The organism is Burkholderia pseudomultivorans (assembly GCF_902499075.1).
In the GTDB taxonomy this organism is placed as follows: domain Bacteria; phylum Pseudomonadota; class Gammaproteobacteria; order Burkholderiales; family Burkholderiaceae; genus Burkholderia; species Burkholderia pseudomultivorans.
Window position 1 is genome coordinate 27,435 of record NZ_CABVPP010000019.1, and the last position, 21,961, is coordinate 49,395.

Here is a 21,961-nt window from a genome sequence, read left to right on the forward strand (position 1 = left end):
TCAAGTAGTCTTCAGTTCTTGTGAACCCTACGGCGCGTGCAGCCGCGCGCCGGGCCAGCGGCCTTCGCTCACCAGTTGCCGGGCGACGTCGGCGAGCACCACGCGCGCGGCGAGACCGGCGGGAGACAGTTCGTCGTCGGAGATGCTGGCAATCATGTTGGGGCGCGTGGCGTATTGCTCCGCGACGGGCACGCTCTTCAGCCTCGCGTTCTCGGCCCGCGCGAGTGCCGCGCCCGGCTGTATCGTGGCGCCGATACCCTGGCGGACCGCATCCATCAGCAGTGCGAGCCCGTCCACTTCGGCGACGATGTTCGGCTCGTATGCGGCGCGTGTGAACGCGGATGACAGCAGCGAGCGAAGCCCGTGCGTGCCGCTCGGGAGAATGAGCGGAAGTTTGCCGAGATTTTTCAGCCGGACGGACGCGCTTGTCGGCATCCCCTTGAGATCGCCCGCGCCGATGACGAACAGCCGCTCGTCCAGCAGCGACATCACGCTCCAGCGTTGCGCGGGTTCGGCGCGAAACAGGACGGCGAGATCAATCTGGCGTGCGCTCAGCATGGACGCGAGGTAGCCCGAAAGACTTTCGACCAGGTGCAGCCGTACATCGGGATAACGCGTGCGCATCGCCTGCATGAACGCGACACCCAGCACGCTCGCCGTGCTCGGCGCCATGCCGACGCTCACATGGCCCGACAAACGGGCGGAGCGCGCGGCGAGCGCGGCCGCGTCGACATGACGCAGCGCCAGTTGCGCCTGGCGCCAGAAGGCGAGACCGGCGTCGGTCGGCACGACACCGGCGGACGTACGTTGCAGCAGTCGTGTGGACAATTCGCCTTCGAGACGGCTGATCTGCTGGCTCAACGCCGAAGTAACCAGGCCGAGCTCCAGCGCTGCCTTGCCCATGCTTCCGTGTTCCACGACGCTGAGGAAATAGCGTAGTTGTCTGAGTTCCATCCGACGATCGGCCAGGGAGAATCGGCAGCCATTCTCGCAGATCGGACCTTGCAACGTCCTGGATCAAACCGGGAACAACGCTCGAGGATCGAAAGCGCAAGGATGCGCGGCGCAGACAGACACGGGCGCGCCGCATTCCGCGCGGCGGATCGATCGTCGCGCACCCGACGTCCTGCTATTTGTGGCTCGAAATGCCCGGCGACCTGCGCGCCGACCGTGTCGCGGCCGATCTCGAGCGGGACGGTGCCCTCGCGACGACGGCCGAGCCGTTCTCGACCATGCCGAATACGCGCCATGCCCGTCGATTGGCGCTCGGCTCGCTGTCGCTCGATGCGCTCGGCGATGCGTTGCATAAAGTCGGCCGGGCCGTGATCGGCTGACAAGCGGAATCGACCGCCCGGCCGATTCCGCCTCGTCGTTTCCAGCGTTCGTTCCGGCGGCCGACCGGTGCGCCGACACGCTCCTTCAACGCATCACTCCGCCTTCCCGTCCCGCAGCCGCGGAATCGCCAGCGGATTGTCCTGCTGCAGCGCCTGCGGCAGCAGCTCGTCCGGGAAGTCCTGATAGCACACCGGCCGCAGGAACCGGTCGATCGCGGTCGCGCCGACCGACGTGACGGCCGGGTTCGACGTCGCCGGGAACGGGCCGCCGTGCACCATCGCATCGCACACCTCGACGCCGGTCGGGAAACCGTTGACGAGCAGGCGCCCCGCCTTGCGCTCCAGGATCGGCAGCAGCCGGCGCGCGAGCGCCGTGTCGTCGGCATCCATCTGCAGCGTAGCGGTGAGCTGTCCTTCGAGCGCGTCGAGCACGCGCGCGACCTCGTCGAGATCGCGGCAGCGCACGATCAGCGACGCCGGCCCGAACACTTCGTGACCGAACGCGGGCTCCGCGAGGAACGCCTGCGCACCGACTTCGTACAGCGCGCCGCCGGCCTGACACTCGGTCTGCGCAGCTTCGCCCGTACCGACTTCACGCACGCCCGGCAGTTCGGCCAGCTTGCCGCGGCCGTTCCGGTACGCATCGGCGATGCCGCGCGTCAGCATCACGCCGGCCGGCTTCTTCGCGAGCGCCTGCGCGGCAGCTGCCTCGAAGCGATCGAGGTCGGGGCCGTCGATCGCGAGCACGAGGCCCGGATTCGTGCAGAACTGGCCGACGCCGAGCGTCAACGAATCGACGAAGCCGGTCGCGATCGCGTCGCCGCGCGCAGCCAGCGCGGCCGGAAACAGCACGACCGGGTTGATGCTGCTCATTTCCGCATAGACGGGAATCGGCTGCGGCCGCGCGTTCGCGAGCTGCACGAGCGCCATCCCGCCCTGCCGCGAACCGGTAAAGCCGACCGCCTGGATCGCCGGATGGCTGACGAGCGCCGCGCCGATCACGCGGCCGGGGCCGATCAGCAGCGAAAACACGCCGGCCGGCATCCCGCATTTCGCGACGGCGGCGCGGATCGCGCGGCCGACCAGTTCGGACGTGCCGAGGTGCGCTTCGTGCGCCTTCACGATCACCGGACAGCCGGCCGCAAGCGCCGACGCCGTATCGCCGCCGGCCACCGAGAATGCAAGCGGGAAATTGCTCGCGCCGAACACCGCGACGGGCCCGAGCGCAATCTTCTGCAGCCGCAGGTCCGCGCGCGGCAACGGCGTGCGCGTCGGCTGCGCAGGGTCGATCGACGCGGCGAGGAAACGGCCGTCGCGCACGACGCGCGCGAACAGGCGCAGCTGGCCGACGGTGCGCGCGCGCTCGCCCTGCAGCCGCGCGACGGGCAGGCCGGTTTCGGCATGCGCGCGCTCGATCAGTGCGTCGCCGAGCGCGACGATCTCGTCGGCGATCGTGTCGAGCAATGCCGCGCGCGCCGCGAGCGGCTGCGTGCGGTAGACATCGAACGCGTCGCGCGCGAGCGTGCACGCGCGATCGACGTCGGCCTGCGTCGCGACGCCGAACGCCGGCGCGTCGATCGGCGCGCCCTTCGACGGGTCGAACGCGTACAAGGTACCGGTCGAGCCGGCCACCGCGTCGGCGCCGATCAACATCTCTCCTGTCAGTTGCATGGGTGTGCTCCGTGGTTCGGGTAGGGATGAGACATTGTAGCCCAACAGATACGATGTCTGCCGACATCATCTTGCTCGATTCGTATGCGACCCGCCGCCCCGGCAATCGTCTTCAAACCCTTATCGGATCGATACAGCCACGGAATTTTTACCGTGCTGCGTCACCGGCCCAGCGGGAAAACCCGAGTTCCCCGTCATCGACAGGCACCCATAAACTTCGCTCACGTCATACGACGACGTACCTTAAAGTGTCCAATCAACCCTCCCCTCGCGACCTTCCGGTCGACCTCGCGGCCACCGCGCGCCGAACCGCCGTCCGCTACTGGATCCTGGCGATGCTGTTCATCGTCACGACGCTCAACTACGCGGATCGCGCGACGCTGTCGATCACCGGCACGCCGATCCGCAAGGCATTCGGCATCGATCCCGTGACGATGGGCTATATCTTCTCGGCATTCAGCTGGGCCTACGTGCTCGCGCAATTGCCGAGCGGCTGGCTGCTCGACCGCTTCGGCGCGCGGCGCGTCTATGCGGGCAGCATCTTCCTGTGGTCGGCGTTCACGCTGCTGCAGAGCACGATCGGCCTCGGCGGCAGCGCCGCATTCGCGGTCGCCGCGCTGTTCGCGATGCGCTTCGCGGTCGGCATCGCCGAGGCGCCCGCGTTCCCGGCCAACGCGAAGGTCGTCGCGAGCTGGTTCCCGACCGCCGAGCGCGGCACGGCGTCGGCGATCTTCAACGCCGCGCAGTATTTCGCGGCGGTCGTGTTCTCGCCGCTGATGGCGTGGCTCACGCATGCGTACGGCTGGCACCACGTCTACCTGTGGCTCGGGCTCGCCGGCATCGCGCTCGCGTTCCTGTGGCTACGCGTCGTCCGGGACCCGGCCGATCATCCGGCCGTCAATCGCGCGGAACTCGAGCACATCGAACAGGGCGGCGGCCTCGTCCGGTCGGCGCCGCGCGGCCGCGGCGCGAAGGCGGAAGGCAACCGCGTCGCGGGCTGGTACTACGTGCGCCAGCTGCTGTCGAACCGGATGCTGATCGGCGTCTACCTCGGTCAGTACTGCGTGAACGTGCTCACCTACTTCTTCCTCACGTGGTTCCCGATCTATCTCGTGCAGGCGCGTGGAATGTCGCTGCTGAAGGCGGGCTTCATGACCTCGCTGCCCGCGATCTGCGGCTTCCTCGGCGGCGTGCTCGGCGGGATGCTGTCGGACGCGCTGATCCGCCGCGGCGTGTCGCTGACGCTGGCGCGCAAGATCCCGATCGTCGGCGGGATGCTGCTGTCGATGGTCATCATCGGCTGCAATTACGTCGACAGCGAAGCGCTGGTGATCGTGCTGATGGCCGTGTCGTTCTTCGGCAAGGGGATCGGCTCGCTCGGCTGGGCCGTCGTCGCGGATACCGCGCCGAAGGAAGCGATCGGCCTGTCGGGCAGCCTGTTCAACATGTTCGGCAATACGGCCGGCATCGTCGCGCCGATCGCGATCGGCTATCTGGTCGGCGCGAGCGCCTCGTTCGACGGCGCGCTCGTGTTCGTCGGGCTCAACGCGCTCGTGACCGTGTTCAGCTATCTCGTGATCGTGAAGGAAATCCGGCGCGTCGAATTGCGTCATCGGGCGGCCTGAGCGCGCGTCGCGCCAGGCGGCAGGCCGGCTGGCGCCAAACCATCGCTCGGCCGTCGCCCGCACGCCACCGCACCACAACGCTTACCTCGCAGGTAATGCCCGACGCGCGCCGGATTGCTTATCATCCGGAGCATGAACTCGACCGCCGCCCTCCATGCGATTCCCCCGTCCGCCGGCCGCGCGTCCGGCGTCGGCCCGTTGCTGCGCACCTGGCGTCAGCGCCGGCGCCTGAGCCAGATGGCGCTCGCGCTCGAAGCCGACGTGTCCGCGCGCCATCTGAGCTTCGTCGAATCGGGCCGCGCGCAGCCGAGCCGCGAGATGGTGCTGCATCTGGCCGAGCGTCTCGACGTGCCGCTGCGCGAACGCAACGCGCTGCTCGTCGCGGCCGGCTACGCGCCGCTGTTTCGCGAGCGGCCATTCTCCGATCCGCAGCTCGACGCCGCGCGCCACGCGGTCGAAGCCGTGCTGCGCGGTCACGAGCCCTATCCGGCGCTCGCGGTCGATCGACACTGGACGCTGCTCGCCGCCAACCGGATGCTCGGCGCGCTGGTCGCGCAGGCCGACCCGGCGCTGCTGCAACCGCCCGTCAACGTGCTGCGGCTGAGCCTTCATCCGGAAGGGCTCGCATCGCAGATCGTCAACTGGCACGAATGGCGCGCGCACATCCTGCATCGTCTGCAACGGCAGATCGACGCGAGCGGCGACCGCACGCTGCATGCGCTGCGCGACGAACTCGCCGCGTATCCGGCGCCGGCCGGCCAGCCCGACGACACGCACGCGCGCACCGACCATGCGGATATCGCGGTGCCGCTGCGACTGCGCACCGCCGCCGGCGAGCTGACGTTCTTCAGTACGACGACGGTGTTCGGCACGCCGGTCGACGTCACGCTGTCGGAACTGGCGATCGAGGCGTTTTTCCCGGCGAATCCGGAGACGGCGGAAGCGATGCGGGCGCTGGCGGACGCGCAGCAGGCGTAATAGCGGGCGCATATAGAGCGTGCGGAACGTCCGCCGAGACGAGCGCGAGGCAAGAGCAAACCGGCGCTAACGCGTCGCGTCCAGAAACGCGATCGCCTGCCCGCACGGGCGGCCGTTCAGCGCGCCATCGCGCACGACGACCTCGCCGCGTACGACCGTATGTATCGGCCACCCCATCACCGCGCAGCCGTCGTAAGGCGTCCAGCCGCTGACGCTCGCGATCCATTCGTCGCGGATGATGCGGCGCGCCTTCAGATCGACGATGCTGAAATCGGCATCGTAGCCCGCTGCGATACGCCCCTTGCCTTCGATGCCGAACACGCGCGCCGGCCCGCCGCTGGTCAGGTCGACCAGCCGCGCGAGGCTCAGCCGCCCCGCATGCACGTGATCGAGCATCAGCGGCAGCAGCGTCTGCACGCCCGTCATGCCGCTCGGCGACCGCGGATAGGGCCGCGCCTTCTCTTCCCGCGTATGCGGCGCATGATCGCTGCCGAGCACGTCGACCACCCCGTCGCGGATGGCCTGCCACAGCGCGTCGCGATGACGCCGCTCGCGCACCGGCGGATTCATCTGCGCGAACGTGCGCAGGCGCTCGTAGCATTCGGGCGCAACGAGGCTCAGGTGATGCGGCGTGACCTCGACCGTCACGCGCCGCCGGTGCTGCGCGAGCAGCGCCATTTCCTCCGCGGTGGACACGTGCAGCAGATGCAGCCGGCGGCCGGCGTCGGCGGCCAGCTTCACGATGCGCCGCGTCGCCGCGAGCGCGCTCTCCTCGTCACGCCAGCGCGGATGATCGCGTACGTCGCCGCTGGCTTCCACCAGCGCCCGGCGCGCGCGCAGCCGCGCTTCGTCCTCCGCATGCACGGCCATGCGCCGCCGCCCGTGCCGCAGGATGCGACGCAAGACGGTTTCGTCGTCGGCCAGCAGGTCGCCGAACGAACTGCCCATGAACACCTTGACGCCCGCGCAGCCACGCAGGTTCTCCAGCATCGCGAGCCGTTCCGCGTTCACCGCCGAGCCGCCGACGTAGAACGCGTAGTCGCACCATGCCCGATCGCGCGCCCGCTCCAGCTTCGCGCGCAGATCGTGCTCGTCCAGCGTCAGCGGATCCGTATTCGGCATCTCGAAGATCGCCGTGACGCCGCCGAGCACCGCGCCGCGCGTGCCGGCCTCGAACGTTTCCTTGTGGGTCAGGCCCGGTTCGCGAAAATGCACCTGGCTGTCGATCACGCCCGGCAACACGTGCAACCCCGTCGCGTCGAGCACGACGTCGGCGCTCCACGTCGCGCGCAGCGCTCCCAACGCGACGACACGGCCGTCCGTGCACGCGACGTCGATGCGCTCCGCGCCGCCGGGCGTGATCACCGTGCCGCCGTGCACGAGCAGGCGTGCATGGCGCCGGGCCGCTGCCGCGATGCCGTCGCGTGACGGCCGGTCGTGCGCTTCCATCGTTCAGAACTCGTTCTGGATATGCTTGTAGCCGAGCACCAGCGCGTTGTTCGTGCGTGCGACGTCTTCGGAGAACTCGCTCGCATCGGCCGTCACCTGCGGCAACGCGGCGAGATCGGTTTCCGGCCCGATGCGCTCGGTCGACCGGACATGGAAGCCCGGCGGCAGATGGCAGCCGTCGACCACCGCGTTGTAGCGCACGACGCAGACGTCGTCGATCGTGCAGTTGAACAGCACGCTGTTGAAGCCGACGAACACGCCGTCGCCGACCTTGCACGGGCCGTGCACGATCGCGCGATGGGCGATCGAGGTATGCCGGCCGATGGTGACGCGCGCGCCCGACTTCGAATGGATCACGACGCCATCCTGAATGTTCGAGTGCGCGCCGATCACGATCGGTGCGATGTGGCCGTCGCGATCCGTCTCGTCGGCGCGAATCACCGCGTACGGACCGATGAACACGTTCTCCTCGACGATCACGTTGCCGCACAGAATCGCGGTCGGATCGACGAACGCATCGGGATGAATCTGCGGCAGGTCGCCGCGCGGGTTCTTTCGGATCATCAGGGTTCTAGCAGGAAAGGAAGCGTGCCGCGCGCGAGCCGCTCGAACAGGCGCGGGTCCCGCCACTGCGCGACGACGGCCGGCGCAAATTCGATTGCGTGCAGATCGATGCGGCCCATGCGCGGATTGAAGGCGTCGTCGCGAAAACACTGCGCATAACCGGTGTCGGTCTCGTGCACGACGACCGAATGCAGCCGCACGTCGGCTTCGCCGTTGCTCATCTCGGCTTGCGACAGTGCAGCATCGACGAGCCTGAACAACACGCGCGAGAACTGCTCCGCGCTCGGCGAGACGGGAAGCATCACCCATCGCTCCGAATGCCGGCGCAGCGCTGCCAGATAGTCGGGATCGTCGCCCGACCACAGCGTCACCGCATGGTCGAATGCGTCGATCAAGTCGCGCACGTCGCCCTTGAGCAGGCCGAAGTCGTAGACCATCTGCCCGTGGTCGAGCGCATGCGCTTCGAGCAGCAGTTCGACCTTGTACGAGTGGCCGTGGATCGAATGCGAACAGCGCCGCGTGCTGCAGCCGCGCACGATGTGCGCATTCTCGAACCGGAACAGTTTGCGGATCAGCATGCCGTGCGCTCCGCGACCGATCGCGCGCCTTGCGTCGACACGTGCGTCATGCGGCAACCCCAGCAGGGCGCGACGCGGCCCATGCCACCGCATCGTGCGGATGCAGGCTTTCCAGATGACGCACCTGGACGCGCGAATCCGCGTGAACGCGGTCGAGCGCCGCCTGGACGCGGCGCGCAGCATCCTCGACGAACATCAGGTTCCGGCCGTTCAGCACCGCGAACGCCTGTTCGTCCGCGCGCTTGACGGCGGTCTGCACCGGCGTGCCGAGCGCATGTTCGACGCGATCGATCAGCTCGAGCAACCCGAGCGTCGCGCGAGCGTCGGCGATACCGACCTCGACCAGCGCTTCGCTGCGCTGGCTGTGCGGCGTGGCGTCCGTCGCATGCCGCCGCAGCCAGGCGGCGACGGCCGCCGGCTCCACGCGATCCTCTGCGCCGAAGGCCGCGACGAACGCCTGCTCGATCCAGTGCCGCGACAATGCGGCCGAACACGGACACGTCGATGAATACACGATCGTGACCTGCGCGCGCAGCGTAAACACGTCGCCGGCCAGCATCGCGTCAAGCCGGACCGGATACGACTTCCATCCGGCCAGCCCGTCGGTCACCAGCGCCGGACGACGCACGAGCAGATCGAAATGCAGCCGCAACCGCGCGCTGCGCGTGTCGCAATCGCGATGACTATCGATCATCGCCTGCAGCGCGCGCCGCAAGCCGGCCGGCGACAGCGCGTCGCCGTCGCCGAGCGCATCGAGCAGCCGGTACAGCCGCGACATGTGGATGCCCTTCACGTGCGCCGCCGGCAGATCGACCTGCACGTCGGCGCGCGCATGCACGTTGCGCGCGCAACCTTGTTCGGCCACGACGACGGGCAGGTCGATGCCCTGCATGCCGACCCATTCGAGCGGGCCACCGGCCGGCGCGACATCGGCAATCGAAATATCGGGAAGTGCTGCGGTCATGCGAGGGTCTGCTTTGCGTATGGATCGATCGATGCGGGCGGTGCGGGAGTCAGGTCAGGACCAGTCGCGAAACGGGTTGTCCCAGGTAGTCCACTGTTCGGGGCCGGCGGCCATTTCGCCGTCGGTCAGCAGACACGCATCGAAGCGCGCGCGCAGCGCGGCTTCGTCCATGTCCATGCCGATCAGCACGAGTTCCTGGCGCGCATCGCCGACGCGCTCGTCCCATCGCGCGCGGATCTGCGCGACGGCGTCCGGATCCTGCGGCCAGCGCTCGGGCGGCACGGCCGCCCACCAGTAGCCGGCCGGACCGTGCCGCGCGACCGCGCCGGCCTGCGACCACGACCCGGCCACGGTCGGATGGGTGGCCAGCCAGAAGAAGCCTTTCGAGCGCACCACGCCTGGCCACTCGCTTTCGACGAGCGCGAAAAAGCGCTGCGGATGGAACGGCCGCCGCGCGCGATACACGAAGCTGCGAATCCCGTATTCGTCGGTCTCGGGCGTATGCGTGCCGCGCATCTCCTGCAGCCAGCCCGGCGCACGCGACGCCGCGTCGAAATCGAACAGCCCCGTATCCAGCACGCGGTCGAGCGGCACCTTGCCGAACTCGGCGATCTCGATCCGCGCACGCGGATTCAGCCCGCGCAGCAGCGCGACGAGGCGCTCGCGTTCGTCGTCGCCGATCAGGTCGATCTTGTTGACCACGATCACGTCGCAGAACTCGATCTGGTCGATCAGCAGGTCGACCACCGTGCGCGCGTCTTCTTCGCCCATCGATTCGCCGCGCGCCTGAAGGCTGTCGCGCGACGCGTAGTCGCGCAGGAAGTTGAACGCGTCGACCACCGTCACCATCGTGTCGAGCCGCGCGACTTCGCCGAGGCTGCGGCCGTCCTCGCCTTCGAACGTGAAGGTCTCGGCCACCGGCAGCGGCTCCGAGATGCCGGTCGATTCGATCACGAGTTGGTCGAAGCGGCCTTCCCGCGCGAGCCGGTCGACCTCGATCAGTAGATCCTCGCGCAGCGTGCAGCAGATGCAGCCGTTGCTCATCTCGACCAGCTTCTCGTCGGTGCGCGACAGCCCCGCGCCGCCTTCGCGCACGAGCGCCGCATCGATGTTGACCTCGGACATGTCGTTGACGATGACCGCGACGCGCCGGCCCTCGCGGTTGTTGAGGATATGGTTCAGCAGCGTCGTCTTGCCGGCGCCGAGAAAGCCGGACAGGACGGTCACGGGAAGCCGAGTGGACGGCGGGAGTGCGGTGCTCATCGGGCGATTCCGGAAGAGGAAGGGGGAGACAAAACGATATATTGTATCGATACGATATAACATATCATTTTGTCTGTCCAGCTAGCCGGTTAGAAATCGGCCGATCAGCGGCAGGCGGTAAAACCGGGGATGTCGCGCGCGGCCCGCCGATGGGCGAACCGCGCGCGCTGTGTCGCTACGTATAGAGCGATGCCTGCGGCAACACGCCCGTCAGCGCGAACCGGCCGACGTCGCGCTGCCGATAGTCGAGCGGATCGTGCAGCGTATGCGTGCGCGCATTGCGCCAGAAGCGGTCGAGCCCGAGCGAGGCGGCCGTCGCGCGCGCGCCGCACGCATCGAACAGCGCTTCGCCGTTTGCCAGCGCCGCGCGCTGCGCGACGATCTTCGCCTCCGACACGGCCAGCGCCGCTTCGGCGCGCCCGTCGGCCGTCAGCGCGTCATGCTGCGCCCACGCGCGCTGCAGCGCGACGGCCGCGCGATCGGCGAGCGCCGCGGCGGCCACCGCCTGAATGCGCATGTCGCCGAAGCGCTGCAGCGTGTACGGATCGTCGCTCGCCCGCTCGACGTCCGCCTGAATCCACGGCCGCCCGTGCTTCAACACGTAGTCGCGCGCCTCGCCCAGCGCACCTTCGGCGAGCCCGACGAACAGGTTCGTCAGCACCAGCTGCGATACCAGCGTGCGCAGCGTCGCGCGCGGCGTCGGCGGCGTCTCCGAACGATGCAGCACCTCGTCCGGCGCCAGCGTCACGTGATCGAAACGCACGCTGCCGCTGTCGGTCTGGCGCTGGCCGATCGGATCCCAGTCGTCGTTGACGGTAATCCCGTCGCGGTCGGTCGGCACCACGCCGAACACGGTGCGGCCCGTGTCCGGATCGTGCGCGGACACCGTCATCCGCTGCGAGCCGCGCGTGCCCGAGCAAAAGCCTTTCACGCCGTCGAGGCGGTAGCCGCCGTCCGGCGCCGCGGTCGCGACGAGCCGCGTGTCGAGCGGATTGACCGCATTGCCCCACCACCAGCGCTGCTCGACCGTGCCGCGCAGATAGCGTTCGCGCTGCGCCGGATTGCCCCACACGTCGACGCTGACGACCTGCAGGCACTGGAACCCGACCAGATGCGCGAGCGCGCTGTCGACGCGGGCGATCTGGCGGATCGCGTCGTAGATCGCCGGCCATTCGGCTTCCCGCCCGCCGAACGCGCGCGGCACCGCGAGCGTCAGCAGGCCCGCGTCGGCGAGCCACTGCTTTTCCTGCGCCGCGTGGCCGCCGGTGCGGTCGCGTGCGGCAGCGCTCGCGCGCAGCGCTTCGATCGCGCGCGCGAGCGCATCCCGATCGAGCGCCGACGCCTCGGTATCCGGCGCGAGCGTCGCCGGGCCGCGCGGATCGTTCATGCGACGGCTTCCTGTGCGACGGCCTCGGCCGACAGCGGCACGAGCGCAGCGAGCCGGCGGCCGGTCAGTCGCGACAGGATCTCGCGCCGCCAGTCGTCGTAGATCGCGCGATAGTCGGCGATGTCCGCGCCGAACACGTGCGCGGTGTGCGCATATTCGTCGTGCAGATAGCCGTCGAGCCGCGCCTGCATTTCCTCGTCCGCCGCGATCACGCGATCGATCAGCGCGTCGCGCTCGGCGGCCGGCAGCTTCGCGAGCGTGTCGAACCACCATTGCACGATCTGCACGCGATGCCATTCCTCGTCGGGGCGGATCCGGTTCTCGCCGTGCTCGCGCATCGCGCCGTCGGCGATGCGACCGGTCTTCCGCTGGATCCACAGCTTCGCGAGGATATGCAGCTCGTAATGCCATTCGAACGCGAGAAAGCCCGCGACGTCGCGCACCGCGAGGTCGCCAATGCGCGCCCAGTGCGCGTCGACGAGTCGCTCGACTTCCGGCAGCGGATCGCGCCCGGTCAATTCGGTCACGCGTTCGCGGCCGATCACCGCGTGCGCGCCGTCGTCGCCGAGCTGGCGCGACAGGATCAGCTGGAAATGCGGATCGTCGCGGAACAGCGTGTCGATCGCCTTCGCGACGACCTGCACGATGAACAGGTCGTGCGACGCCATCTTCGTGTAGTAGTCGGCGACGGCGGCCAGCTCGGCCGCGTTGCCGGGCTCGCGCGGCGGCGTCGCGAGCTTGTCGGGAAAGTCGGGACGATGGCGCCGTGCCACGTCGATAAACAGCGCTTCCTCGAATTGTCCGTTCCACGCGCGCGGCGCGCCGATGGGTAGAGTCATGATGTTCGGTCTCAGGATCGTTGATGAGGCGAGCGGACGCTCGTGGCGTCGCTCAGGCACGCCGGGTCACGCGTCGGACCAGGCGGTCGCCCGTGATTTGCACGGCCGAGACGAGCGCGATCAGGATCACGATCACGGTCGCCATGACCGTGGTGTCGAAACGCTGGTAGCCGTAGCGGATCGCAAGATCGCCGAGGCCGCCCGCGCCGACGGCGCCCGCCATCGCGGTCGAGCCGATCAGCGCGACGACCGTGATCGTGAAGCCGCCGAGCATGCCGGGCAGCGCCTCGGGCAGCAGCACGTGCCACACGATATGGCGACGCTTCGCGCCCATCGCGAGCGCGGCTTCGATCAGCCCGCGGTCGACTTCGCGCAGGCTGACCTCGGCGATCCGCGCGAAGAACGGGATCGCGGCGATCGACAGCGGCACGACGGCGGCCCATACGCCGATCGTCGTGCCGATCAGCACGCGCGTAAACGGCAGCAGCGCGACCAGCAGGATGATGAAGGGCGTCGAGCGGAACACGTTGACGAGCGCGCCGAGCACCGCGTTCAGGCCGCGCCGCTCGTAGATGCCGCCGGGCGCGGTCGTCACGAGGATCACCGCGAGCGGAATGCCGATCAGCGCGGCGATCGCGGCCGACGCGGCGACCATCGACAGCGTGTCGCGAATCGCGTCGAGCAGTTCGGGCCACCACAGCTCAAACATAGCCGAGCACCTCCGCATGATTCGCGTGGCGGCGCGCGCGTTCGAGCAGCGCGGCAACCGCGCCGCGTGACGGCGCGCCGCCGGCATCGTCCGCGCGCGGCGCCGCCGCGATCACCAGACGTCCTTGCGCGTGGCCCTGGATGCGTTCGATGCCGCCATGCAGGAACCGCACCGAGCCGCCGAGCGCGGCAGCGAGCGCGCCGACGTCCGGCTCGCCGCCGCTCTCGCCCGTGTAGCGCACGTCGAGCACGACCTGCGCGCCGTCGGGCAGCGCGGCCTGCTCGGGCAGCGGCTGCACGCGCGCGGCGAGTTCGGCCGGCAGGTCGTGCACGAGCGTGCTGAGCAGCGCGCGCGTCGCGCCGTGCTGCGGGTTGCCGAACACGCGCCATACGGGGCCGGTTTCGACGACTTCGCCCTGCTCGATCACCGCAACGGTGTCGCACACCGCGCGGATCACTTCCATTTCATGCGTGATCAGCACGATCGTCAGCCCGAGACGACGGTTGATGTCGGCGAGCAGCGCGAGGATCGACTGCGTCGTCTCCGGATCGAGCGCCGAAGTCGCCTCGTCGCACAGCAGCACCTCGGGATCGTGCACCAGCGCACGCGCAATGCCGACGCGCTGCTTCTGCCCGCCCGACAGGCTCGCCGGATACGCGTCGCGCTTCGCGGACAACCCGACGAGTTCGAGCAAGGCGTCGACCTTGCGCGCCCGCTCGAGCTTCGGCACGCCGGCGATCTTCAGCGGCAGCGCGACGTTGTCGAACACCGTCTTCGCGGACAGCAGGTTGAAATGCTGGAACACCATGCCGGTGCGGCGCCGCAGCGCGACGAGTCCGTTCTCGTCGAGCGCGCCGACGTCGACGCCCTGCACGCGCACGCGGCCCGAACTCGGGCGCTCGAGCCCGTTGACGAGCCGCAGCAGCGTCGACTTCCCGGCGCCGCTGCGGCCGATGATGCCGAACACCTCGCCGCGCCGCACGTCGAGCGTCACGTCGCGCAGTGCGGCGGCCTGGCCGCGCGGCGTCGCGAACACCTTGCCGACGTGTTCGAGCGACACCGCCGCAACGCCGTCCGGCGCCACGCGATGCGCATCATCCACGTCGTGCGCCGCCGCACCGGCGCGAACGGCCGATGCCTCGATGAAACCCAGCGTATCGAACAATTGCGTCATCGCCTGCTCCGTCACGTTCATGCATGCGCGGGTTGCGCGGATTCGGCCGCGGCCGGCCGGTGCTGCGCGCCCGTATGCCATGCGGGCAGGCGCGCGCCCGCTCCGAACAGCTTCTCGCGCAGCGTCGGCGCGGGATCGTAGTCTTCCTTGTAGACGCCGCGGTTCTGCAGCTCGGGCACGACCCAGTCGACGAAATCCTCGAACGACTCGGGCATCACGGTACGCGTCAAGTTGAAGCCGTCGATGCCGGTCTCGTCGATCCACGACTGCAGTTCGTCCGCGACCTGCGACGGCGAGCCGACGATCGGCGCATAGCGGCCGCCGAGCGACATCTGTTCGAGCATCCGGCGCACGGTCCACGTACCGCTCGTGCTCTTGCGCGAGATCGCGTCGACGGCCGACTGGATCGAGTCGGTCTTCACATACGAGATCGGCTCGTCGAGGCCGTACTTTGCGAAGTCGATGCCGGTCGAGCTCGCGAAATGCGCGAGCCCCGCCTCCGGGCTCGCGTAGCGGCGGTACTCGTCGAATTTCTCGCGCGCAAGCCGTTCGGTCTCGGCCGTCACGACGCTGACGCCGGCAAAGATCCGGACCGACGCCGGATCGCGCCCCTGCCGCGCCGCCGCCGCGCGAATGTCGAGTGCGGCGGCGCGCGCGGCGGCCTTGCTCTGGCCGTTCACGAACACGCATTCCGCATGCCGGCCCGCGAACTCGACGCCGCGCGCCGACGAACCGGCCTGGTACAGCACCGGCGTGCGCTGCGGCGACGGCTCGCTCAGGTGGATCGCATCGACCGAATAGAACGGCCCGTCGTGCTTCACGCGCCGCACCTTGCCCGGCTGCGCGAACACGCGCGCTCGCGCGTCGCGGATCACCGCGTCGTCGTCCCAGCTCTGCTCCCACAGCTTGTAGACGACGTCCATGTAGTCGTCCGCGCGTTCGTAGCGGTCGTCGTGACCGATCTGCTGCGCGAGCCCCATCCCGCGCGCGGCGCTGTCGAGATAACCGGTGACGATGTTCCAGCCGACCCGTCCCTTGGTCAGGTGATCGAGCGTCGACATGCGGCGCGCGAACAGGTACGGCGGCTCGTAGGTCAGGTTCGCGGTCACGCCGAAGCCGAGATGCCGCGTGACCTGCGCCATCGCGGGCACCAGCAGCAGCGGATCGTTGACGGGAACCTGCACCGATTCGCGCAGCGCGGTGTCGGGGCCGCCGCCGAACACGTCGTACACGCCGACGATATCCGCGAGAAAGATGCCGTCGAACTTGCCGCGCTCGAGCGTCTTCGCGAGATCGGCCCAGTAGTCGAGATCGGTGTAGTGCGCGGAGCGGTCGCGCGGATGCGTCCACAGACCGTGATTGATGTGCCCGACGCAGTTCATGTTGAACGCGTTGAGCAGGATCTTCTTCGGGTTCGCCATGTTCGCCTCCGTCACCACGCGATCGCGTACAGCGAGCCGAACGCGTTGTCGAGCGCCTTGCGCACCGCCGGCGAATGCTGGTAGATCGCGATGAACTTGCGGATGCGCGGATCGTTCACGCTGTCGGGCCGCACGACCCACTGGATCGCGAAGCTCTTGTTCTCGGTGCCGTCGAACAGCAGCGCACTGTTCGGGTCGGTCGTGCCGGCGAGCTTGATGAAACTCGGATAGCCCTGCGCGAGATCGACGTCGTCGAGCGAGCGCGCGAGCTGCGACGCTTCGAGCGGGATGATCTTCAGGTGCTTCGGGTTCGCGACGATGTCGCGCGTCGTCGCGCGATAGTCGGCGCCCGGCTTCAGCGTGATCAGGCCCGCGCGCTGCAGCAGCAACAACCCGCGCCCGCCGTTGACGGGATCGTTCGCGATCGCGACCTTCGCGCCGTCCTTCAGCTCGCCGAAGCTTTTCACCTTCTTCGAATAGAGGCCGATCTTCATGATCGTGCCGGGCGCGATCGCGACGAAGTCGTAGCCGCCCTGCTTCTTCGCGTTCTCGAGAAACGGGATGTGCTGGAAGTAGTTGACGTCGATGTCCTTGTTCGCGAGCGCCGCGTTCGGCGTGTTCCAGTCGGTGAACTCGATGATCTTCACGTCGAGCCCCTGCGCCTTCGCCTCCTTCGCGGCGATCTTCAGCGCATCGATCTGCGGGCTCGTCGCGATGCCGACCTTCAGCGGCGCGGTGTCGGCCCGCGCGCCGTTCAGCAGCGCGACACCGACGAGCGCGGCCGCGAACAGCCGGACGGAACGGGCGAACCGCCCGGAAAAGACGCGGGCGGAAAAAACGGCGTGCAGCATGGAAACCACTCTCCTGTCCAAAGACGGTAGCGATGGATGAGCGACGCCGCGGCGAACGCGCGGGCGTTCTCCGGACAGTCGTCGTCGCATCGGAAACGGATCAGCCGATGATAGAGAGCGGCGCGGGGGCGGTCTACGAAGCGATTGTGCGAAGAAAATCGCGTCCGGCGATATGGCGCGATAAAGGCCGCCGCGAGGCCGCGACCGCGGGCCTGGCCGAGATCTCGGCCTGCGCGGCGGCCGAATTCCGAAATCTCGGAACGGCGTCTGCGCGGCCCTTTCGGCAGACGAAACGAATTCCTTTTAAATCAAAGGTTTGCAAGGTCAACAAGAAAGACGCTCCTGGCACGGACGTTGCGTAATAGTCGGCACACGATGCCGCGACGCACTGCCGGCATTCCAACATCAGGAGACACGTCTTGCAGACCTCTATCCATACCCCGTCCCGTCCGGAGCCGATTTCCGACGCCCGCCCCGCCACGCGCGAGCGCTTCTGGCCGGAAGGCTGGTGGAAGCTGATGGAAATCCGCATCGGCATCATTCCGCTGCCTGTCTACTTCATCCTGCTCGCGCTGATCGTCGGTTTCTCGGTGACGGGCAAGGTGCCCGGCGAAATCTCGATGGCGATCGCGGTGCTCGCGTTCTTCGGCTTCACGTGCGCGGAACTCGGCAAGCGCCTGCCGCTGCTGCGCAACATCGGCGCGGCCGCGATCTTCGCGACCTTCGTGCCGTCGGCGCTCACGTACTACCACGTGCTGCCGAAGCCGGTGCTGAACCTCACCGTCGAATTCACGAAGTCGACCAACTTCCTGTACCTGTTCATCGCGTCGATCATCGTCGGCAGCATCCTGAGCATGGATCGCCGCGTGCTGATCCAGGGCTTCCTGAAGATCTTCGTGCCGCTCGCGGCAGGCTCGGTCGCCGCGGCGATCGTCGGCACGGCCGTCGGTACCGCGCTCGGCCTCGGCGCGCGCCACACGCTGCTGTACATCGTCGTGCCGATCATGGCCGGCGGCGTCGGCGAAGGCGCGATTCCGCTGTCGATCGGCTATTCGGAACTGATGCACCTGCCGCAGGGCGAGATGTTCGCGATGGTGCTGCCGCCGGTGATGCTCGGCAGCCTGACCGCGATCATCCTGTCGGGCGCGCTCGACATGCTCGGCAAGCGCCTGCCGCACCTGACCGGCAACGGCCGCCTGCAGGTCGGCGAAAGCGGCGACATGACGCCGGAAAGCGAAGAGCTCCGCGGCCACGTCGACGTGTCGCATATTGCGGGCGCCGGCATCACGGCGATCACGCTGTACCTCGTCGGCCTGATGGCGCACAAGCTGTTCGGGCTGCCCGCGCCGGTCGCGATGCTGTTCCTCGCGGTGCTCGTGAAGCTCGCGCGCGCGGTGTCGCCGCCGCTGCAGGAAGGCGCGTTCGTCGTCTACAAGTTCTTCTCGACTGCCGTCACGTATCCGCTGCTGTTCGCGATCGGCGTCGCGATGACGCCGTGGGACAAGCTGACCGCCGCGTTCACGCTCGTCAACGTCGTGACGATCGTGGCGACGGTCGCGACGCTGATGGGCACCGGTTTCGTGGTCGGCCGCCTGATGAAGATGTACCCTATCGACACCGCAATCGTGAACGCCTGCCACAGCGGCCAGGGCGGCACCGGCGACGTCGCGATCCTGACCGCCGCGAACCGGATGCAGCTGATGCCGTTCGCGCAGATCGCGACGCGCATCGGCGGCGCGATCGTCGTCACGGTCACGCTGATCCTGGTCGCCCACTTCGGATGACGCGCCGCCGCGCGCACCGTCGCGCCGGCTGCCCCGCACGCGCCGCCGCCGGTCCTGCCGGCGCGCGGCGCGCGTCGTTCCGGCCGGCGAGCACCGGTTCACGCCGATGCGGGCTTCGATGAGGGCGAACGTGCAGAAGAGCTTCAAGGGAATCCCGTGGTGGGGCTGGGCGTCGGCCGCCGTGCTGTATGTCGGCGTGGCGGGCGCGGCCGTCGATATCGCGTGGGAGCGCGCGATCGACGCGCTCGAGGAAAACGGCGCGCACCGGCTCGACCTGTATGCGTCGAGCCTGAAGAGCGAGCTCGGCCGCTTCGAGATCCTGCCCGCACTGGTCGCGCGGCAGGACGGCGTGCGCGCGCTGCTGAAGGCGTCGCCGCACGGCGCGCCCGAACTCGTGCACACGGTGAACACCTATCTCGAGGCCGTGAACCGCGACGCGGGCAGCGGCGCGGTCGACGTGATCGACCTGCGCGGCGAGGTGATCGCCGCCAGCAACTGGAACGAGGCGCTCAGCTTCGTCGGCACGAACGTGTCGTACCGGCCGTACTTCAAGGACGCGCTCGCGCGCGGCAGCGGCCGCTTCTTCGGCATCGGCACCAATACCGGCGTGCCGGGCGTCTACTTCGCGAGCGCGGTGCGCGACGGCGGCGTGCCGATCGGCGCGGCGGCCGTCAAGGTCAGCGTCGATCCGCTCGAATCGGCGTGGCGCGCGCCGGGCGTCGCCGCGATGGTCGTCGACGGCAACGGCGTGGTCGTGATCTCGACCGAACCCGCGTGGAAATTCACCGCGCTGCGCCCGATCACCGCGCAGCAGCAGCGCGACATCCAGGCGTCGCGCCAGTACGCGGGCCGCACCGTCGACGCGCTGCCGTACCGCCGCATCGGCGACCGCAGCGCCGCCGCGTGGTTCGGCACGTTCCCCGATCCGCGCCGCGCGGGGCGGGCGACGCGCTACCTGGTGATGTCGCGTCCCGCGCCGCAGGCGGGCGATTCGCTGATGGTGCTGCTCGACATCGCGGGCGCACGGCGCCAGCAGCAGACGGCGTTCGTGTTCGTCACCGGCGCGTTCCTGATCGCCGCGCTGCTGGCCGGCTATGCGATCCAGCGCCGCCGCGCGATCGCGGCACGGCTGAGCGCGCAGGACGCGCTGCGCCGCGCGAACGACCGGCTCGAACTGACCGTCGCGCAGCGCACGGCCGCGTTGACGGCCGCGAACGAACGGATGCAGCGCGAGATCGTCGAACGCGAGCGCACCGAGCAGCGGCTGCGCGATTCGCAGCAGGAAGTCGTGCACGCGGGCAAGCTCGCGGTGCTCGGGCAGATGGCCGCAGGCCTCACGCACGAGCTGAACCAGCCGCTGGTCGCGATCCGCACGCTGTGCGACAACGCGCGCACCTTCTTCGAGCGCGGCCAGCCGGCACCGGCCTACGCGAATCTCGAACGGATCGGCAAGCTCGTCGACAGCATGGCCGTGCTCACCGGCGAACTGAAGACCTTCGCGCGCAAGCCCGACGTCGAGCGCGTCGCGGTGTCGCTCGCGGAGGCCGTCGCGCATGCGCGGCTGATCTACGACGCGCGGATCCGCGACGAAGGCGTGCAGCTCGACGTGAACATTCCGGCCGGCACGACGGTCTCCGCCGAATCGAGCCAGTTGCAGCAGGTGATCGTGAACCTGCTCGGCAACGCACTCGACGCGGTGCACGACGCGCCGGTGCGGCGGATCGTCATCGACGCCGCCGTTGACGAAGCTCACGGCCGCGTGCGCTTCACGATCGCCGACAGCGGCGCCGGCATCGCGCCCGACGTGCTGCCGCACCTGTTCGAGCCGTTCGTCACGACCAAGCCGCGCGGCCAGGGCCTCGGGCTCGGTCTCGCGATCACGTCGCGGATCGTCGAGGGGTTCGGCGCGAAGATCGCCGCGACCAACCGCGACGGCGGCGGCGCGCAGTTCAGTATCGAATTCGCGGCGGCCACGCCGCAAAGGACAGAACATGGAAGATGAAATCCGCGTGCTGGTCGTCGAGGACGATGAAAACGTCCGGATCGGCGTCGAGCAGGCTGTCGCGCTCGCCGGGTTTCCGGTCGACGCATACGCATCGGCCGCCGACGCGCTCGCGCAGGTCGCGCCAGGCGCGCCGGTCGTGATCGTGTCGGACGTGCGGATGCCCGGCATCGACGGGCTGCAGCTGCTCGAACGCGTGATGGCCGTCGATGCGCAGATCCCGGTCGTGCTGATCAGCGGCCACGCGGACATCTCGACGGCGGTCGGCGCGATGCAGGTCGGTGCCTACGACTTCATCGAGAAGCCGTTTTCGTCGGACCTGATCGCGGGCCGCGTCGCGCGCGCGGTCGAGAAGCGCCGCCTCACGCTCGAGGTGCAGGGGCTGCGCGCGGTGCTGAACAACTGGCAGGGCATCGAGGCGTTCGTGCTCGGCAAGTCGCCCGCGATGGCCGACGTGCGCAAGAAGATCCTGCGCCTCGCCGATACGTCGGTGTCGGTGCTGATCACCGGCGAGACCGGCACCGGCAAGGAGCTGATCGCGCGCAGCCTGCACGATTTCGGCAGCCGGCGCGATGCGCATTTCGTCGCGCTGAACTGCGGCGGGCTGCCCGAGCAGATCTTCGAGAGCGAGCTGTTCGGCCACGAGGCCGGCGCGTTCACCGGCGCGATCAAGAAGCGGATCGGCAAGATCGAATGGGCGCACGGCGGCACGCTGTTTCTCGACGAGATCGAGACGATGCCGATCCCGCTGCAGATCAAGATGCTGCGCGTGCTGCAGGAACGCGTGGTCGAGCGGCTCGGCGCGAACGAGCTGATTCCGGTCGACTGCCGCGTGATCGCCGCGTCGAAGGCCGATCTCGCCGAACTCGCGGCCGACGGCCGGTTCCGCGCCGACCTGCTGTACCGCCTGAACGTCGCGCAGATCGAACTGCCGCCGCTGCGCGAGCGCCGCGAGGACGTGCCGCTGCTGTTCGAGCATTTCGTGCTCGCGGCGGCGCGGCGCTTCGGCCAGCCGGCGCCGGTCGTGTCCGCTGCCCAGGTGTCCGAACTGATGACGCACGCGTGGCCCGGCAACGTGCGCGAGCTGCAGAACGTCGCGGATCGCTTCGTGCTCGGCCTGACCGGCGACAGCCTGCTGTCGGCCGGCGGCCCGAGCGCGGCGGGAAGCACGCTCGCGGAGCAGCTCGCGTATTTCGAGCGCATGCTGATCGAGGACATGCTGCGGCGTCACCACGGCAACGTCGCGGACGCGAGCGTCGCGCTCGGGATGCCGAAGAAAACGCTCTATCACAAGCTGCGCAACCTCCGGATTCCCGCGCGCGGCGACGCGGCGGCCGATGGCGGCGAATGACGCGAACGAGGACCGCA

General features: G+C 68.9%; 20 protein-coding genes. 7 read left to right on the forward strand and 13 right to left on the reverse strand.

The window, feature by feature from the left end; all coding sequences use genetic code 11:
- Positions 1-27: 27 nt before the first annotated feature.
- Positions 28-954, reverse strand: coding sequence for a LysR family transcriptional regulator (locus BST28156_RS15130; protein WP_060240663.1), 927 nt, complete (start codon positions 952-954; stop codon positions 28-30).
- Positions 955-1,145: 191 nt separating this feature from the next.
- Between BST28156_RS15130 and BST28156_RS35190 the strand changes: the two genes are divergently transcribed.
- Positions 1,146-1,334, forward strand: coding sequence for a hypothetical protein (locus BST28156_RS35190; protein ID WP_437341289.1), 189 nt, complete (start codon positions 1,146-1,148; stop codon positions 1,332-1,334).
- Positions 1,335-1,427: 93 nt separating this feature from the next.
- On the opposite strand, the gene BST28156_RS15140 is transcribed toward BST28156_RS35190, so the two are convergent.
- Positions 1,428-3,005, reverse strand: coding sequence for an aldehyde dehydrogenase (NADP(+)) (locus tag BST28156_RS15140; RefSeq protein ID WP_174902590.1), 1,578 nt, complete (start codon positions 3,003-3,005; stop codon positions 1,428-1,430).
- A 248-nt stretch (positions 3,006-3,253) separates the two neighbouring features.
- On the opposite strand from BST28156_RS15140, the gene BST28156_RS15145 reads away from it, so the two are divergent.
- Both BST28156_RS15145 and BST28156_RS15150 read left to right on the forward strand, forming a co-directional pair.
- Positions 3,254-4,630 carry an MFS transporter gene (locus BST28156_RS15145; RefSeq protein WP_174902591.1) on the forward strand — a complete coding sequence of 459 codons (1,377 nt, stop codon included), beginning with the start codon at positions 3,254-3,256 and terminating at the stop codon, positions 4,628-4,630.
- Between the two features lie 132 nt (positions 4,631-4,762).
- Positions 4,763-5,608 carry a helix-turn-helix domain-containing protein gene (locus tag BST28156_RS15150; protein ID WP_174902592.1) on the forward strand — a complete coding sequence of 282 codons (846 nt, stop codon included), beginning with the start codon at positions 4,763-4,765 and terminating at the stop codon, positions 5,606-5,608.
- Between the two features lie 66 nt (positions 5,609-5,674).
- On the opposite strand, the gene BST28156_RS15155 is transcribed toward BST28156_RS15150, so the two are convergent.
- The 11 genes from BST28156_RS15155 to BST28156_RS15205 form a co-directional block, all read right to left on the reverse strand.
- Positions 5,675-7,057 (reverse strand): dihydroorotase, encoded by a 1,383-nt coding sequence (locus BST28156_RS15155; protein WP_174902593.1) that lies wholly within the window; start codon positions 7,055-7,057, stop codon positions 5,675-5,677.
- 3 nt (positions 7,058-7,060) lie between these two features.
- Complete coding sequence (locus tag BST28156_RS15160; RefSeq protein WP_174902594.1) at positions 7,061-7,621, reverse strand: gamma carbonic anhydrase family protein; 561 nt, start codon at positions 7,619-7,621, stop codon at positions 7,061-7,063.
- Complete coding sequence (locus BST28156_RS15165) at positions 7,621-8,199, reverse strand: 6-pyruvoyl trahydropterin synthase family protein (RefSeq protein WP_174902595.1); 579 nt, start codon at positions 8,197-8,199, stop codon at positions 7,621-7,623. The genes BST28156_RS15160 and BST28156_RS15165 overlap by 1 nt, the downstream gene beginning before the upstream one ends.
- Positions 8,200-8,245: 46 nt before the next feature.
- Entirely contained in the window at positions 8,246-9,163 is a 918-nt protein-coding gene (folE2, locus tag BST28156_RS15170) for a GTP cyclohydrolase FolE2 (RefSeq protein ID WP_174902596.1), read from the reverse strand.
- A gap of 54 nt (positions 9,164-9,217) precedes the next feature.
- A complete protein-coding gene (gene zigA / locus BST28156_RS15175; protein WP_174902597.1) occupies positions 9,218-10,426 on the reverse strand; it encodes a zinc metallochaperone GTPase ZigA in 1,209 nt (402 codons plus the stop codon).
- Positions 10,427-10,601: 175 nt separating this feature from the next.
- Complete coding sequence (locus tag BST28156_RS15180) at positions 10,602-11,813, reverse strand: acyl-CoA dehydrogenase family protein (RefSeq protein ID WP_174902598.1); 1,212 nt, start codon at positions 11,811-11,813, stop codon at positions 10,602-10,604.
- Entirely contained in the window at positions 11,810-12,652 is an 843-nt protein-coding gene (locus tag BST28156_RS15185) for a hypothetical protein (RefSeq protein ID WP_174902599.1), read from the reverse strand. Before BST28156_RS15185 ends, BST28156_RS15180 begins: the two co-directional genes overlap by 4 nt.
- A gap of 52 nt (positions 12,653-12,704) precedes the next feature.
- Complete coding sequence (locus BST28156_RS15190) at positions 12,705-13,361, reverse strand: methionine ABC transporter permease (protein ID WP_060240651.1); 657 nt, start codon at positions 13,359-13,361, stop codon at positions 12,705-12,707.
- Positions 13,354-14,535, reverse strand: coding sequence for a methionine ABC transporter ATP-binding protein (locus tag BST28156_RS15195; protein ID WP_174902600.1), 1,182 nt, complete (start codon positions 14,533-14,535; stop codon positions 13,354-13,356). The genes BST28156_RS15190 and BST28156_RS15195 overlap by 8 nt, the downstream gene beginning before the upstream one ends.
- Positions 14,536-14,552: 17 nt before the next feature.
- On the reverse strand, positions 14,553-15,956 hold the full coding sequence (locus BST28156_RS15200; RefSeq protein WP_174902601.1) for an LLM class flavin-dependent oxidoreductase: 1,404 nt from the start codon (positions 15,954-15,956) through the stop codon (positions 14,553-14,555).
- An 11-nt stretch (positions 15,957-15,967) separates the two neighbouring features.
- Positions 15,968-16,807, reverse strand: a complete 840-nt coding sequence (locus BST28156_RS15205; RefSeq protein ID WP_174902602.1) for a MetQ/NlpA family ABC transporter substrate-binding protein — start codon at positions 16,805-16,807, stop codon at positions 15,968-15,970.
- Positions 16,808-16,839: 32 nt separating this feature from the next.
- Between BST28156_RS15205 and BST28156_RS15210 the strand changes: the two genes are divergently transcribed.
- The 4 genes from BST28156_RS15210 (at position 16,840) to BST28156_RS15225 (ending at position 21,944) form a co-directional block, all read left to right on the forward strand.
- The gene (locus tag BST28156_RS15210; RefSeq protein WP_174902603.1) at positions 16,840-17,169 is read left to right on the forward strand and encodes a hypothetical protein; all 330 of its coding nucleotides are present in this window, start codon (positions 16,840-16,842) and stop codon (positions 17,167-17,169) included.
- 57 nt (positions 17,170-17,226) lie between these two features.
- Positions 17,227-18,591 (forward strand): 2-hydroxycarboxylate transporter family protein, encoded by a 1,365-nt coding sequence (locus tag BST28156_RS15215; RefSeq protein WP_060240649.1) that lies wholly within the window; start codon positions 17,227-17,229, stop codon positions 18,589-18,591.
- Between the two features lie 118 nt (positions 18,592-18,709).
- Positions 18,710-20,593 (forward strand): sensor histidine kinase, encoded by a 1,884-nt coding sequence (locus tag BST28156_RS15220; protein ID WP_060240648.1) that lies wholly within the window; start codon positions 18,710-18,712, stop codon positions 20,591-20,593.
- Entirely contained in the window at positions 20,583-21,944 is a 1,362-nt protein-coding gene (locus BST28156_RS15225; RefSeq protein WP_174902604.1) for a sigma-54-dependent transcriptional regulator, read from the forward strand. The genes BST28156_RS15220 and BST28156_RS15225 overlap by 11 nt, the downstream gene beginning before the upstream one ends.
- The last annotated feature ends 17 nt before the right edge of the window (positions 21,945-21,961 follow it).